The 14650-nt window shown below is 61.2% G+C and carries 18 protein-coding genes, 1 other RNA gene and 1 pseudogene; 10 read left to right on the top strand and 10 right to left on the bottom strand.

Annotation, left to right across the window (positions count from 1 at the left end; genetic code table 11):
- The first annotated feature begins 148 nt into the window (after positions 1-148).
- Entirely contained in the window at positions 149-2176 is a 2028-nt protein-coding gene (locus tag NKH90_RS04550; protein ID WP_352817616.1) for a DUF3857 domain-containing protein, read from the top strand.
- 118 nt (positions 2177-2294) lie between these two features.
- Here NKH90_RS04550 and NKH90_RS04545 read toward each other — a convergent pair whose 3' ends face one another.
- Complete coding sequence (locus tag NKH90_RS04545) at positions 2295-4097, bottom strand: ABC transporter transmembrane domain-containing protein (RefSeq protein WP_352817614.1); 1803 nt, start codon at positions 4095-4097, stop codon at positions 2295-2297.
- 204 nt (positions 4098-4301) lie between these two features.
- On the opposite strand from NKH90_RS04545, the gene rpmE reads away from it, so the two are divergent.
- Complete coding sequence (gene rpmE / locus NKH90_RS04540) at positions 4302-4523, top strand: 50S ribosomal protein L31 (protein ID WP_006327661.1); 222 nt, start codon at positions 4302-4304, stop codon at positions 4521-4523.
- 69 nt (positions 4524-4592) lie between these two features.
- Here rpmE and NKH90_RS04535 read toward each other — a convergent pair whose 3' ends face one another.
- Positions 4593-5234 carry a TetR/AcrR family transcriptional regulator gene (locus NKH90_RS04535; RefSeq protein ID WP_352540318.1) on the bottom strand — a complete coding sequence of 214 codons (642 nt, stop codon included), beginning with the start codon at positions 5232-5234 and terminating at the stop codon, positions 4593-4595.
- 142 nt (positions 5235-5376) lie between these two features.
- Here NKH90_RS04535 and NKH90_RS04530 point away from each other — a divergent pair, with 142 nt between their 5' ends.
- On the top strand, positions 5377-5856 hold the full coding sequence (locus NKH90_RS04530) for an anthrone oxygenase family protein (RefSeq protein WP_352613351.1): 480 nt from the start codon (positions 5377-5379) through the stop codon (positions 5854-5856).
- Between the two features lie 27 nt (positions 5857-5883).
- Here the strand turns inward: NKH90_RS04530 and NKH90_RS04525 are convergent, their stop codons facing one another.
- The 4 genes from NKH90_RS04525 to NKH90_RS04510 all read right to left on the bottom strand — a co-directional run bounded on the left by NKH90_RS04525 (position 5884) and on the right by NKH90_RS04510 (position 8360).
- Positions 5884-6192, bottom strand: a complete 309-nt coding sequence (locus tag NKH90_RS04525; RefSeq protein ID WP_352471220.1) for an Rdx family protein — start codon at positions 6190-6192, stop codon at positions 5884-5886.
- Positions 6189-6983, bottom strand: coding sequence for an RDD family protein (locus NKH90_RS04520; RefSeq protein WP_352471221.1), 795 nt, complete (start codon positions 6981-6983; stop codon positions 6189-6191). Before NKH90_RS04520 ends, NKH90_RS04525 begins: the two co-directional genes overlap by 4 nt.
- Positions 6984-7049: 66 nt before the next feature.
- On the bottom strand, positions 7050-7799 hold the full coding sequence (locus tag NKH90_RS04515) for a YebC/PmpR family DNA-binding transcriptional regulator (protein ID WP_352471222.1): 750 nt from the start codon (positions 7797-7799) through the stop codon (positions 7050-7052).
- Between the two features lie 237 nt (positions 7800-8036).
- Positions 8037-8360 carry an ArsR/SmtB family transcription factor gene (locus tag NKH90_RS04510; RefSeq protein WP_352471223.1) on the bottom strand — a complete coding sequence of 108 codons (324 nt, stop codon included), beginning with the start codon at positions 8358-8360 and terminating at the stop codon, positions 8037-8039.
- Between the two features lie 51 nt (positions 8361-8411).
- Between NKH90_RS04510 and NKH90_RS04505 the strand changes: the two genes are divergently transcribed.
- The 3 genes and pseudogenes from NKH90_RS04505 (at position 8412) to NKH90_RS04495 (ending at position 9768) form a co-directional block, all read left to right on the top strand.
- Positions 8412-8894 carry an SRPBCC domain-containing protein gene (locus tag NKH90_RS04505; RefSeq protein WP_352471224.1) on the top strand — a complete coding sequence of 161 codons (483 nt, stop codon included), beginning with the start codon at positions 8412-8414 and terminating at the stop codon, positions 8892-8894.
- 17 nt (positions 8895-8911) lie between these two features.
- Positions 8912-9274 (top strand): VOC family protein, encoded by a 363-nt coding sequence (locus NKH90_RS04500; protein WP_352471225.1) that lies wholly within the window; start codon positions 8912-8914, stop codon positions 9272-9274.
- Positions 9275-9304: 30 nt separating this feature from the next.
- Positions 9305-9768, top strand: a pseudogene (locus NKH90_RS04495) (SRPBCC family protein).
- 21 nt (positions 9769-9789) lie between these two features.
- On the opposite strand, the gene NKH90_RS04490 reads toward NKH90_RS04495, so the two are convergent.
- The 4 genes from NKH90_RS04490 to ssrS all read right to left on the bottom strand — a co-directional run bounded on the left by NKH90_RS04490 (position 9790) and on the right by ssrS (position 12414).
- Entirely contained in the window at positions 9790-10554 is a 765-nt protein-coding gene (locus NKH90_RS04490) for a TerC family protein (protein WP_352471227.1), read from the bottom strand.
- Positions 10555-10624: 70 nt separating this feature from the next.
- Positions 10625-11449 carry a TIGR00282 family metallophosphoesterase gene (locus tag NKH90_RS04485; protein ID WP_023678036.1) on the bottom strand — a complete coding sequence of 275 codons (825 nt, stop codon included), beginning with the start codon at positions 11447-11449 and terminating at the stop codon, positions 10625-10627.
- Positions 11450-11530: 81 nt separating this feature from the next.
- Positions 11531-12118, bottom strand: a complete 588-nt coding sequence (locus tag NKH90_RS04480; protein WP_352471228.1) for a 5-formyltetrahydrofolate cyclo-ligase — start codon at positions 12116-12118, stop codon at positions 11531-11533.
- 140 nt (positions 12119-12258) lie between these two features.
- Positions 12259-12414: non-coding RNA, 6S RNA (ssrS, locus tag NKH90_RS04475), on the bottom strand.
- A gap of 176 nt (positions 12415-12590) precedes the next feature.
- On the opposite strand from ssrS, the gene NKH90_RS04470 reads away from it, so the two are divergent.
- The 4 genes from NKH90_RS04470 (at position 12591) to NKH90_RS04455 (ending at position 14650) form a co-directional block, all read left to right on the top strand.
- On the top strand, positions 12591-13430 hold the full coding sequence (locus NKH90_RS04470) for an AAA family ATPase (RefSeq protein WP_352817609.1): 840 nt from the start codon (positions 12591-12593) through the stop codon (positions 13428-13430).
- A 103-nt stretch (positions 13431-13533) separates the two neighbouring features.
- Positions 13534-13980, top strand: a complete 447-nt coding sequence (locus NKH90_RS04465; RefSeq protein WP_352817606.1) for a GNAT family N-acetyltransferase — start codon at positions 13534-13536, stop codon at positions 13978-13980.
- 61 nt (positions 13981-14041) lie between these two features.
- Positions 14042-14236: a type II toxin-antitoxin system HicA family toxin gene (locus NKH90_RS04460; protein WP_126104508.1), complete on the top strand. Its 195-nt coding sequence runs from the start codon at positions 14042-14044 to the stop codon at positions 14234-14236.
- 9 nt (positions 14237-14245) lie between these two features.
- A complete protein-coding gene (locus NKH90_RS04455) occupies positions 14246-14650 on the top strand; it encodes a type II toxin-antitoxin system HicB family antitoxin (RefSeq protein WP_254816428.1) in 405 nt (134 codons plus the stop codon).

Below are 14650 nucleotides of genomic sequence, written 5' to 3'. Positions count from 1 at the left end.
CTTTACTTTGGTGGGAAAGCCTCTGAAAAAGGAGTTCTTCCAAGTTGGGCGAGCGTAGATGTCTGTCTGTTACAGTTTTCATAGGATGAAGTCTTTCTGGCCCCGCTTGGTATTTTTCATCTTATTGATCGGCCTGAGTTCTCCGGCCATGGCCGACGACATGGTTCTCAAGGGGCCGGCAGAAAGCTGGGTAAAGCAGCTTGATATTCCGGCTGCCGATCCCACCCGATCGGATCAAATCAAGAATGGCGTTTCATGGCTGCTCTCGGACGACCAGATCACGCATCGCGCCGGCGGCTATGTCGAGTACTCGCGCACCGTCTATAAAATCGTCGACCGTCCCGGCCTGGATCGTGGCGCGAGTATCGATCTGCAGTTCGATCCGTCCCGGCACAAGGTCACGCTCAACCATCTTCACATCATCCGCGATGGCGCCGTTCTGGACCGGCTGGAAGGTGTCGAATTCGACATCTTCCGCAGGGAAAGAGACGCCGAGAAGGGTGTCTTCGACGGCTGGCTGACAGCACATGTCAACATCGATGATGTGCGCACCGGCGACATCGTCGACTACGGGTCGACCTATGAGATAACGCCGCTGGTCGGCAAGGACCTTTTCTTCAAGAATTTCTCCACCGAATGGGAAGAGCCGGTAGCGCTTATCCGCACAAGCATCATTTGGCCTTCGGACCAGCCGCTCCAGATCAAGACACGGGGAACCCGACTCAAGCCCTCAATCTCCCCGACTGGACCGGACACCACCTATCTATGGGAGATTCCAAATCCGAAACCGGTCAATGTCGAGGACAACCTGCCCGTGACCTATCCAGGCTGGGGCTCCATCGATGTCGCGTCTACCGCGAATTGGCAAAGTGTGGTCGATGCCGTTGCGCCCTATTACAAGCCAGCGACCGTTTTTCCCCCGGCTTTTGCCGCAAAGCTCGACGACATCGCTCTGCGGCATCCGGTGCCCGAAGACCGGATGGTCGAGGCAATGCGGCTGGTGCAGGACCAGATCCGCTATGTAAGCCTGTCGATGGGTGCCGGTTCCTACGTTCCGCGTGATCCCGCGACGGTCATCCTGAGCGGGTTCGGTGACTGCAAGGACAAGGCCCTGCTGCTGGTTTCGTCGCTTGTGCGGCTTGGCATTGCTGCCGAGGTCGCCTTGGCCGATCTCGACGAGGGACGGGCCCTGGACCAGCATCTGCCGGCGCTCCGCGATTTCGACCATGCCATCGTCAAGGCAAGGATCGGAGCAAAGACATATTGGCTGGACGCCACGAACTATCTTCAGGGCGGCGGGGCGCACAATCTCGCACAGCCCGACTACGGCTTCGCGCTGCCGCTTTCCAGCACCGGCGGGTTGGAGAAGATGCCGAGCCCTGTGCTTACCAGCCCATCAATCCAGATCGCCGAGGAATTCGACTTTCCGCGGAAACCGGGCGATCCCCTCGTGCTGACGGTCTTCTCGACATATGAGGACGCCGATGCCGATTGGATGCGCGGCAATTTCGCCAGCCGGTCGCTGAGCGAGGTGTCGGACGCCTACCTGAAATACTACAACAAGCAATATCCGGGCATCCAAACCATCGCCAAGCCGGAAATCGTGGATCGCCGCGACGGCAACATAGTGAGCGTGAAGGAAAGTTATCGCTTGCCGGCGGAAGCGCTGACGGCCAACGATCTGGCAAAGAATTTCCCGATCCGCGCGGCCGATCTCGGCAACAACTCTCTTCCAACCCCGACAATCGTCGACCGAACCGGGCCCGTCTCCCTCGGCCCCCAGTTCTACCGCCGCCACAAGGTGACCGTGCGCAACCTCAAGGCGAGGTTTTCCGGCGAGTCGATGAAAAACGTCGTGACGCCCTATCTGTCTCTCAAGGCATCCTGGTCCAACACGCCTACCGAATTTCAAGTTGAATGGAACTTTCAGACACTGGCGACTGAAGTACCGGCCAAGGCGATTGCCGATTATCTGAAAACCGTCGATGACCTCGCAGACCAGGTTCGCTGGCAGTACGATTTTACCTATGAAGAGCCGCCTGCCGATGTGCAGCTCAGCGATCCGGCAAAGGAGCAGCGACAGACCGTCGCCAGCATGCTTTTGTTGTCGTTGCTTGTCGGCGTTCCCCTGTTCATCGCCTATCGACGCGGCAAACGCCGAGCTTTCGGTAGCTGAAGAATCTCGGCCGCCGCGGGGCACCATGATCCCGAAAAGTGGATGCCGGTTTTCGGAAAAGATCATGGTCAAACAAGAAGATGGAGCCTTATCCCGATTTCTTCGGGATGGAGCGATGCTACTCGGCCGCGCCCCTGAAAGCACTCGCCCCGGTGTCGAACTGCAGCTTGGCCAGCCGCGCATAGATGCCGCCCTTGGCGACCAGGCTCTGATGCGTGCCTTCCTCGACGATGCGGCCGCCATCCATGACCAGGATGCGATCGGCCTTCAGCACGGTTGCCAGCCGATGGGCGATGACGATCGTGGTGCGGCCCTTCATCAGCCGGTCCAGCGCTGTCTGCACCAGCGTCTCGCTTTCGGCATCTAGCGCCGAGGTCGCCTCGTCGAGCAGCAGGATGGGCGCATCGCGCAAAATAGCGCGGGCGATCGCCACGCGCTGGCGCTGGCCGCCCGACAGCGTCACGCCGCGCTCGCCGACCTGGCTGTCATAGCCCTTTTCGAGTTTCAGGATGAACTCGTCGGCAAGCGCGTCCTTCGCCGCCGCCTCGATCTCGGCCTGGCTGGCGCCAGGCCGGCCAAAGCCGATATTGTCGCGCGCGCTTGCGGCAAAGATGGTGACGTCCTGCGGCACGATGGCGATGCGCGCGCGGATCGCCGCCGGATCGGCCTCGCGCAGATCGACCCCGTCGATGACGATCCTGCCGGCCTCCGGATCGTAGAAGCGCAGAAGCAGCGAAAACACGGTGCTCTTGCCGGCGCCCGAGGGCCCGACGATCGCCACCGTCTCGCCGGGTTTGACCTGAAAGCTCAGGCCATGGACGGCGGCGCGGTCGGGCCGGGCCGGATAGGAGAAGGAGACATCGTCGAAGCTGATCGCACCTCTCGCCTTTGCCGGCAGCGGCTTCGGATCGGCGGGCGCCTGGATCGCGGGTTTCTCGGCCAGGATCTCGGTCAGCCGTTCGGCAGCGCCCGCTGCCTGGGACAGTTCGCCCCAGACCTCCGACAGGGCGCCGAGCGCGCCGGCGGCGAACACCGAATAGAGCAGGAATTGGCCAAGCGTGCCTGGCGACAGCGTGCCGTCGAGCACGTCGCGCGAACCGAACCACAGCACCGCCACGACCGAGGAAAAGATCATGAAGATGGCAAAGAAGGTCAGAAAGGAGCGGGCAAAGATCGAGGCCCGCGCCGCTTCGAACGCTGCTTCCACGGCGGATGAAAAATACCCGGTTACAAGCTTCTCGTTGGTGAAGGCCTGCAGGGTGCGCACCGCGCCGATCTGCTCGCTGGCGTAGGCGGTGGCATTGGCCAGAGTATCCTGCGCCAGCCGTGACTTGCGCCGCACCGAGCGGCCGAAGGCGACCAGCGGCAGCACGATTAGCGGAATGGCCGCGATGACCAAGCCGGACAGTTTTGGGCTGGTGAAGACCATCATCGCCACGGCGCCAAGGCCGAGGATGACGTTGCGCAAAGCCACCGAGGCGGTGGCACCAACGGCCGATTTGACCTGTGTCGTGTCGGCGGCGAGCCGCGAGACGATCTCGCCCGACTGGGCCGTGTCGAAAAAGGATGGCGACAGTGTTGTGACGTGGGCAAAGACATCGCGGCGGATATCGGCAACGACGCGCTCGCCGAGCGTGATGACGAAATAGTAGCGGCTGGCCGACGCCGCCGCCAGAACGGCGGCCATCACCACCAGCATGGCGAAATATTCGGCAATGAAGCTGGAATCGGAAGCGGAAAAACCGTGGTCGATCATCCGCCGCACGGCCAGCGGCAGCGCCAGCGTCGTCGCCGCAGCGACGGCCAGCGAGACGATCGCGCCGATGACCATTTTGCGGTAATGCGTAATGTAGGGAAACAGGCGCTGCAGCGGCCTCAGCGAGCGCCTGCGCTCGTCTGCATCGCCGCTGATGTTCGCCATGACCGTTTCCTTTGGCCCTTTGAGGCTTGCGCCATCAATATGCGCTTGCCGCGGCCTTGTGATTCAATTCCGGCTGATGTATAGGCTCGCCGACCGTTTTAGAAGCCGTGGCTCCTCAATAGCTGCGGCTTCGAGTTTTAAAAAGGGGCGCATCGACGCAGGCTTCAGCCCGTCGGCAGCACCCGGCAAGCCAGGAACAGACCCATGAAGACCGATATCCATCCCGACTACCACACCATCAAGGTCGTCATGACCGACGGCACCGAATACATGACCCGTTCGACCTGGGGCAAGGAAGGCGATACGATGAACCTCGATATCGACCCCACCACCCATCCGGCCTGGACCGGCGGCCAGCAGACCCTGCTCGACCGCGGTGGCCGCCTGTCGAAGTTCAAGAAGCGTTTCGAAGGCTTCGGCCTCTAAGCCGCATTGGCATTTCGCAGATCGAGAAACCCGCCTTCGTGGCGGGTTTTTTGTTGGGAAAATACGGCCCTACTCGCCGAGCAACTCGCGCAGGGCCATCCGCTTGTAGGCCGCGACCAGCCTGTCGCCTTCTTGCCGCCCGACCGAGATCGCCAGCCGCATTGCGGCCTCGCCCATCTGCCAGATGAGAAACGCCGTCGTTTCGAGCGCTTCCGGATCGGCGGATGGCCGCAGCCGTTTCAGCACGGCTGTAAGGAATTCGGCGTTGGCCCGGCTGTCGGCAAGCTCGAGTTCGCGCAGCGCCTTGTCGGCCTGCGTGCCCGACCAGATGTCGCGCATCACCGGCTCCGCCAGGAACATTCCGTAGTAGATATCCACCAGTTCCGAAAATGCCCGGCGCAGGCCTTCGGCGTCATTGACCTCGGCTAGCGCTGCCGCAATGCAGGCCTGGCTTTCGGCGGTGTAGCGTTCGGCCAGCGCCCAGATGATCGCCCTCTTGTCGGGGAAGAACTGGTAGAGCGAGCCAATCGACACGCCGGCCCTCTCGGCCACCTCGCCCATGCGCATGGCGTCGCTGCCTTGCTCGGCGATCAACGCCGAGGCGGCGGCCAGCATGCGCTCGACCCGCTCGCGGCTGCGCTGCTGGCTCGGCGCCCGGCGCGGCGATGCGATCTGGCCGTTCTGTGAATCCGATACGGCAGAGCCTCCCATCACTGTCTCCAGACGAACAATCGACAAATTGCCTTGACTCGCAAAATACGAGGGTTTATCACGTTTTGCAAACATGAGGATTATTCACATTTGGTGGGCGTGCCAATCAAATTGCTCGAACCCCGAAACCGGAGGAACTGACATGATCATGAAACTGCTTCCCACCCTCACCTTCGTCGCTGCCATTGGCTCAGGCGTTGCCGGCGGCGTTTTCTTCGCCTTCTCCAACTTTATCATGCCGGCGCTCGCCCGCTTGCCTGCCGGAGGCGGCATCGCCGCCATGAATTCGATCAACATCACCGTGATTACGCCGGCATTCATGACCGCGCTTTTCGGCACCGGGCTGGTCTGTCTTGTCCTTGCCGCCGGCGCTCTTATCGGCTGGAGCCAACCGGGTTCGTTCTGGCTCCTCGCCGGCGCCCTGATCTACCTCGTCGGCAACCCAATCGTGACGATGATGTTCAACGTGCCGCTTAACAACGCCCTGGCCGCGGTCGATCCGGCAAGCGCCAACGGCGCCGCGGTATGGGCCACCTATCTCAGGGACTGGGTGATGTGGAACCATGTCCGCACCATCACCGCCATCGTGGCGCTGGGCTGCTTCATCTTCGCATGGCGGTGAATGCAGGACGGAAGTCCTAAAAGGCCGTCAGGCAGGGTCTTTTGACTTATGGCCCTTGCGGTCGGCATGGCCCAGATCGCGATCCGGATCGATGACGTCGCGAACCAGTTGCTTGAGCTTTGCGGCGTCGGGAAAACCGCCGTCACGCTTGCGGTCCCAGACCAGCGTATCATTGCAGGAGATGGTGAAGATGCCGCCGGTGCCGGGCACCAGCGTCACTTCGCCCAGATCGGTGCCGAAGGTGGACAGCAGCTCCTGCGCCATCCAGCCGGCCCTGAGCAGCCACTGGCACTGGATGCAATAGGTGATGCGGACGGTGGGCGCCTGTTCGCTCATGTCTCGGTCTCATCTGCGCGGACTGTGGTTACGGCAAATCGATCGTGTATCGGGTCGTTGCCAAGGGCTATGGATATTGCAATCCAGATCGGCCAGACCATAACCAAGACCAACGCGGCGTATGCACCGACAATCTCCAGCTGGGAGAAGTCCTGCGCGACCCCAGGAGCGCTGCCCCAAGCCTGAAAAGCATACCACCCTCCTGTGAGCATTATAGGCAAAGCGCCGAGAAATTTCATTCCCTGCCGCCGAACAGCCTTTCGTACGGGTAGTCCGATTCTGTTTTTGTCATCCTGGTCATGCACTATGAGCGCCGCGAAGCGCTTGCCGATTGGCTGGCCGGAGGTCAACTCCATGACAAGGAGATAAGACGCGAGAACGATCAGTTCGAGGAAACCCAAATCCAACGCTGCCGGTCGGAAATTGCCCTGCGAATCCAAATCAAATGAGATGGAAGGATTTCCTTCAGACTGTGAGACCGAAGCCGTTCCCAGGGCCCATTCGGCGACCGTCAAACCGAACAGCGACGTTCTGCATACCTGCCAATCGTAACGGGCAAGTGATGGATCACTTGCTCCGTTTAACGAAGCCGCCTGACATATTCTCCAGTTCAACCAAAAGCTGCCTTTGACTCCGCCGTCAGTCAGCAGAAACAAACCCGCTACCAGTGCGTAAAGAGGTATCAGGACGATAAGATAGTCGATGATCGAAGCGAACAGCCGGCGCCATATGCCACCCTGGCGAGGCCAGGACATCGCGTCAGCAAAACGAGCCTCATCAGTGTCAGTCATCCGTCCCCCATCAGTAACTGACAGCTCTAGAAGAAAGATACGTGATCGGTGCGCGGCGTTCTGAACTTACGCCGCGCTGAGCTTTGCCAAGGTCTCCTCGTCGACCTCGAAATTGGCGTAGACGCTCTGCACGTCGTCGTCGTCCTCGAGCGTCGCAACCAGCTTCATCAGCGATTGTGCCCGCTCCTCGTCGACCGCGATATTGGTCTGCGGCTTCCAGATCGGCTTCACTGATTCAGCCTCGCCGAGCGCGCCTTCCAGCGCCTTCGACACCTCGCCGAGATTCTCGAAGGCGCAGTAGATCGTGTGGCCGTCCTCGTCCGACTGGACGTCGTCGGCGCCGGCCTCGATCGCCGCATCCATCACCTTCTCGGCGCTGCCGGCCGATGCCGGATAGTAGATCTCGCCGACGCGGTCCCACATGAACGATACCGAGCCGGTCTCGCCCATCGCCCCGCCCGCCTTGGTGAAGGCAGCGCGCACATTCGACGCCGAGCGGTTGCGGTTGTCGGTCAGCGCCTCGATGATCAGCGCGACGCCGCCTGGCCCGTAACCCTCGTAGCGCACGGCTTCGTAGGTCTCGGCATCGCCCATCGACGCCTTGTTGATGGCGCGCTGGATATTGTCCTTCGGCATCGACACCGCCTTGGCGTTCTGCACCGCAAGGCGCAGGCGCGGGTTCATCGATGGATCGGGCGTGCCGCTCTTGGCGGCGACGGTGATTTCGCGCGCCAGCTTGGAAAACATTTTCGACCGCACCGCATCCTGGCGGCCCTTGCGGTGCATGATGTTCTTGAACTGTGAATGGCCAGCCATGGCACCCCTGTCATCTTCTCGGCTAGAGCATCTGCCGCCTGGTGAACCACCCGGAATCTTGCAAAATGCTCGAATTCAAAATTTCAGAACGTCCTGCTGCGTCCCTGACGGACGGACGGCGCTCGCTGTCGGAATGGCCGGCTTATAGATAAATCGGCTCAATTCGTCCAGCCGCGCCATTGCTGCCGGCACGCAAGGCTTTCAAGATCCGAAAATCGGCAGGCTTCGGCAAACCTTTCATCCCTCAAGATCGGATTTCAGCCGGTCGAGGATGCCGATCGCGTGCGTGGCATATTGACTGATCCAGCGGTCGTGGATGTGTTTGATCGGCAGCGCGTTGAGATGGTTCCAGCGTTCGCGCCCCTCGCGCCGCGCCACGACCAGGTCGGCCTCCTCCAGCACCTTCAGGTGCAGCATGACCGTGCAACGGTCCATGTCGGGGAAGGCATCGCACAACATGCCGGTGGTCTGCGGCGCATCTTTCAGCCGGTCCAGCAACGCACGCCGGCGCGGATGCGCCAGCGCCTTGAAAACATTGTCGTCCCGCGATTGGCTTGACATGTTATATTTCTATAACATATCATTGAGCCATTCAAGGAAGGAGCTGTGGATATGTCTCTTGGATTCAGGGTTTCTGGCCGCATCGGCAAACCCGTCGCCGAAGTCTTCGATGCGGTCGTCAATCCGAAGAAACTTAGCGGCTACTTCACCACGATCGGCGGCGCCAGCGCACTGCTGGTGGCGGGCGCCACCGTCATCTGGTGGGGCAAGGTTCCCGTCGAGGTCGACGAGGTGAAGAAAGACAGCCGCATCGTGCTGCGCTGGGATGCCACCGACGCCGACGGCAAGCCAGCCTACAAGACTCGCATCGAGATGAATTTCGAGCCGCTCGACGATGGCGGCACCTTCGTCACCATCGCCGAAACCGGCTGGCACGAGGACGCGGTCGGCCTGAAGAAATCCTACCTCAATTGCGAGGGCTGGTCGCAGATGCTGGCCTGCATGAAGGCCTATGTCGAATACGGCATCAATCTGCGCGACGGCTATTACCGCAGCGAGATGAAGGGCGAGCCGGCCAACGAGAACAACATCTGAGAGCAAATGGAGTAAGAATGACCGCGAAGATCACCGGCGGCATCAACATCGCCATGAAGGTCCCGCCGCATCAATACCAGGCAACGGTCGCCTTCTATCGCGACGTCATCGGCCTGAAGCCATTCACGGCCAAGCCGCCGGCCGTCGGCTTCGAACTCGGTCCCAATCGACTGTGGATCGACGAGGCGCCGATGATGAGCCAGGCCGAGATCTGGCTGGAACTGTTCACCGATGATTTTCCGGCCGCTGCGGAGCGTCTCGCCGAGGCCGGTGTCGTGCGCTGCGATGCCATCGAGGCACTGGGTGAAGGCTTTCGCGGCGGCTGGATCACCAACCCGGCCGGCATCATTCACCTGGTGCGCGAACCCGATGCCTGGTGAACAGGGCGGCGCCGTGGAAAGGAGGACGAAATGGAAATCCGCGAAACACCGACCGCCGAGGCCGGCATGCTGATAAGGCGGCCGGTCGCCGACGTATTCGACGCCTTCGTCGATCCGGCGATCACGACGAAATTCTGGCTCACCCATGGCAGCGACAGGTTGGACAGCGGCAAGGAAATCAGTTGGGAATGGCGCATGTATGGCGCCTCGACGGCGGTCAATGTCAGTGAGATCGTCGATAACAAGAAGATCGTCATGCAATGGAGCGATCCGCCGACCACCGTAGTGTGGACTTTCGCCGAGATGCCGGGCGGCACGACCTTTGTCGAGGTCCGCAATTTCGGCTTTGTCGGCAGCCCCGATGAGCAGGTCAAGCAGGCGGCTCGACCGATGGCTTTGCGCTGGTGCTCGCCGGCGCCAAGGCGTGGCTGGAGCAAGGCCTGACGCTTGGCCTGATCGGCGACCGTCATCCGAAGGGCGTGCCGGGGAATTAGGTCAGCCGCGGTGGGCCATCCTCAGTGCCCGCCGCCTTTTGCCTTCTTCCGCCGCCGCGCCAGCATGTTGAGCCCTTCGACCAGTGCCGAAAAACCCATGGCGGCGTAGATGTAGCCTTTCGGCACGTGGTAACCCATGCCGTCGGCGATCAGCGTCGTGCCGATCATCAGCAGGAAGCCGAGGGCCAGCATGACGATGCTGGGGTTCCTGGCGATAAAGTCGGCCAGCGGCCCGGCCGCCAGCATCATCACGCTCACCGCCACGATCACCGCGATGTACATGATCGCGATTTCGTCGGTCATGCCGACGGCGGTGATGATCGAGTCGATCGAGAAGACGAGGTCGAGCAGCAATATCTGGAAAATCGCGCCGGCCAGCGAAAGCTGCAGCGTCTCGCCCATCATGGTGTCCTGGTGATCATCGAGATCAACCGTGTGGTGGATCTCCTTGGTCGCCTTCCAGACGAGAAACAGGCCGCCTGCGATCAGGATCAGGTCGCGCCATGAAAACCCGTGGCCGAAGGCGGTGAATATCGGTGTCGTCAGTTGGACGATGATCGAGATGGTGGCCAGCAGGATCAGCCGCATCACCAGCGCGGCGGATATGCCGAGCCGCCGGGCGCGGGCCCGCTGCGCTACCGGCAATTTGTTGGTCAAAATCGAGATGAAGATCAGATTGTCGATGCCGAGCACGACCTCCAGCACGACCAGAGTCAGCAGCGCGACCCATGCCGTCGGGTCGGAGACAAAGGCGAAATGCGGCGCCAGGAATTCGACTAGCTGCATGGAGGTCGTCCCCTCTACGATCTAGAGCAGTTTCGCCGGCAATTGGGTATTGCAAGCGTCCATATCAATGTCACGACCAGAAGGATGGCGCCGTTTCCTCCAGCCGCGGGCCGCGGCGAAACGGCGCGATCCGTTCGGTCAGGCCGCTACGGTCGGAAATGTCGACGCCGACGCCGCACAATGTCGCCGGTCCGGTCGACGCCTCGAAGCGGCCTTTCGGCACCTTGGACAAGAACCGGTTGAGCGGCTCCTCCTTGTCCATGCCGAGCGAGGAATCGTAATCGCCGCACATGCCGGCATCGGAAATATAACCGGTGCCGCCATTGAGGATCTGGTGATCGCCGGTCGGCTGATGCGTATGGGTGCCGACAACAAGGCTGGCACGGCCGTCGACGAAGTGGGCGAAACACATTTTTTCCGAGGTCGCCTCGGCATGGAAATCGATGACGATTGCATCGGCCTGCTCACCAAGTGGACAAGCGGCAAGTTCGCGCTCGCCGGCCTGGAACGGATCGTCGAGCTCGGGATGCATGAACACCCGGCCCATGATGTTGGCGACCAGCACGCGCGCGCCGTTCCTGGCGATGTAGACGCCTGAGCCGCGCCCCGGCGTACCCTTGGGGAAATTGGACGGACGCAGGAAGCGCTCTTCGCGCGGCGCGAAAATCAGCGCATCGCGCTGGTCCCAGACATGGTTGCCGGTGGTGACGACATCGGCGCCGGCCGAGATCGTCTCGCGAAAAATTTCCTCGGTGATGCCGAAGCCGCCGGCGGCGTTCTCGCCATTGACGATGACGAAGTCGAGCTTGAAATCCGAGATCAGGCCGGGCAGTTGTTCCCACACCGCCGTACGTCCTGTCTTGCCGACCATGTCGCCGAGGAAGAGAAGTCTCATATAAGCGTGATCCCGAACCGAAGGTCAGCGAAGCAAAAAGCTGCATGACTTTCGGAAAAGACCATGCGTCCAGGAACTTATCTACAATTTCGGCGCGAAGCGACGCAACCCGCTCTCGGTGAGTATTTCCGGAATGATCACGTCATGCGGCTCGTCAGGCACCACGGCCACCTCCTGGCAGTCGAAGGCAATGCCGATCAGCCGCGGCTGCTGCCCCTTGTCGGCCAGCCGCGCGATCGCCCGGTCATAATAGCCGGCGCCGTAGCCGATGCGGTGGCCGCGCGCATCGAAGGCGGCAAGCGGCACCAGCATCATTTGGGGATCGAGCACCTCGGCTTCCTCGTGTGGCCCGACGGTGCCGAAGCCCATGTCGACCATCGGCGCGCCGCGCACCAGTTCGCGAAAGACGATGATGGTTTTGTCGAGAATGGCCGGCAGGCAGAGCCTTGCCCCCTTTTCGCGCAAGGCAAACATCAGCGGCCGGACGTCGACTTCCGAGCGCATCGGCCAGAAGCCTGAGACGATCTGGCCCGGCGCGACGGTGATCCGGTCGCGCGCCGTCTCGGCCATTTCGAGTGCTGCCTCCACCCGCCAGAACGAATCGAGCGCATCGCGGCGGCCGAGGGCTTGGTTGCGGAGATTCTTTTTCAGGTCTTTCGAGGAGTTCATGCGCCGACGGTAGAAAAGATCAGATTTGGATGGCGTTTTACGAGCGACGTTTTGGAGGAGCGGGGCGAACTTTTCGTTCGTGAGAGCACCGCACAAAGCGGCGCGACGACAAGATCGCCAGACATGGCCGTTTCGATAGGTGACGATCCACACAACCGGTGGAGAGAGCGATCCCGGGAACCTACAAAGTAGGTGGGCGCCGTATGAGAAAACCCACGGGTCTTCCCAGGGACAGCTCCCTAGGGATCATTAAGGCCCCGGGGAAAATGTTCTCCTGCCGGGAAGCGCAGACCGTCTTCGCCAATATAGGCAGACGGCAGACCAAGCGCCAGAGAGACGACATGTTTCGAGTCTTAAATCGACGCGGAACCGCTCGACGAGGGTCGCGCCGGCAAGATCCCCGCTTTGCCAGCAGCGCCTTGCACAGCGAAGGCCGCCTCCTTAGGGTCGCGCGATGAACCCGGGAGCAAAAATGCGTTTTGAAGGCACGGCAGCCTATGTCGCCGACAAGGATCTGATGGTGGCGGTCAACGCGGCGATCGCGCTCGAGCGGCCGTTGCTGGTCAAGGGCGAGCCCGGTACCGGCAAGACCGAACTTGCCCGCCAGGTGGCGGCGGCGCTCGGCCTCGATCTGATCGAATGGCATGTCAAATCGACCACGCGGGCGCAGCAGGGCCTCTATGAATATGATGCCGTCTCGCGGCTGCGCGACAGCCAGCTCGGCGACGAGCGCTTCAACGACATCCGCAATTACATCAAGCGCGGCAAGCTGTGGGACGCCTTTGCTGCCGGCAAGAAAGTCGTGCTTCTGATCGACGAGATCGACAAGGCCGATATCGAGTTCCCCAACGATCTGTTGCAGGAACTGGATCGGATGGAGTTCTTCGTCTACGAGACCGGCGAGACCATCCGTGCCACCGTCCGGCCGATCGTCATCATCACCTCCAACAACGAAAAAGAGCTGCCGGACGCCTTCCTGCGCCGCTGCTTCTTCCACTACATCCGCTTTCCCGACGTCGAGACGCTGCACAAAATCGTCGACGTGCATTATCCCGGCATCAAGCAGAACCTGGTGCGCGCCGCACTCACGCAATTCTATGAAATCCGTGACGTGCCGGGCCTCAAGAAGAAGCCGTCGACCTCCGAGGCACTCGACTGGATCCGCCTGCTGGTCGCCGACGAGATCGCGCCCGAGGACCTGCGCGCCGACCCGAAGAACGCGCTGCCGAAACTGCACGGCGCCTTGCTGAAGAACGAACAGGACGTGCATCTGTTCGAGCGCCTGGCCTTCATGGCGAGACGGCAGGGGTGAGGGGCCGACGAAAGCCGCCGGACAGCGCTTTCCCGTCGCTGGACCGTTGCCGCCGGCGAGGCGTGAAGGCAGCTTCGGGTTGCCGACTTCAGAGGGAAATGAAATGACCGAGATCACCGTCCGCCCGCTTGTGCAATCCGACCACGCCGATTGGCGGCGTCTTTGGACCGCCTATCTCACCTTCTACGAAACCAAGCTGCCGGAAGAGGTTTACGCCGTCACCTGGAAGCGGCTGTTCACGGCGGGCGAGTTCGAGCCGAAAGGCTTCATCGCCACCCTCGACGGCAAGGCCGTCGGCCTGACGCACTATCTCTACCATCGCTCCTGCTGGTCGCAGATAAACAACTGTTACCTGCAGGACCTGTTCGCCGACCCCGATGTACGCGGCAAGGGCGTCGGCGCCGCCCTGATCGAAGCGGTCAAGCAGGAAGCCGGCAAGATCGGCGTCAAGAACGTCTACTGGATGACCCACGAAACCAACACCACCGCGCGCAAGCTCTACGACCACGTGGCGCGCAGGACCGGCTTCATCGAATACAATCTGCTATGATGAGGCCAACGATTGAAATAATCACCTGTGCGCAATATATTGCGCATGATCAGGGGCGACAGTGCCGCTGATCGAGACCAACACGCGCAAGATTGTCACGAGGCTTTTACGTGACGGCTGGGTGAACGTAGGCGGCGGCAAACACGAGAAGTACGAGCATCCGGAAAGGCCGGAGATCATGATTATCGTGCCGCGGCATCGCGAACAATCTCTGGGTGTTGCGCGGTCGATCGCCCGGCTTGCTGGATGGATTTAAGGACGAATCATGACGCACTATGTCGGAATTCTTGACGGCGCAGATGAAGTCTGGGGAGTGCGGGTGCCTGATCTTCCCGGATGTCACGGCGGTGGCGCAAGTCCCGAAGAGGCGATAGCCGATGCGACTTCTGCCGTTCGCGAATGGGCAGAGACACGAATGGCGAAGAACTTGCCCTTGCCCGCGGCGCGCACTGTGGCAGATCTGCTCCGACTGGGCGAAGTCGATAGCGCTGCCGGTGAATCCGCCGTGATGATCCCTGTGCTGATCGATTCCGGACGGCCTGTCCGGGCCAATCTGTCGCTCGACGCAGGTCTTTTGGCGGCAATCGACGAAGAAGCGGGTCGGCGTGGTCTGACGCGTTCCGCCTTTATCGCCAGCGCCGCACGGGAGAAGATCGAGGGACACAGATAA

This window comes from Mesorhizobium sp. M0898 (assembly GCF_040319695.1).
In the GTDB taxonomy this organism is placed as follows: domain Bacteria; phylum Pseudomonadota; class Alphaproteobacteria; order Rhizobiales; family Rhizobiaceae; genus Mesorhizobium.
Note: the sequence above shows the minus strand (reverse complement) of the source record. Positions and strands in the feature narration are given on the sequence as shown.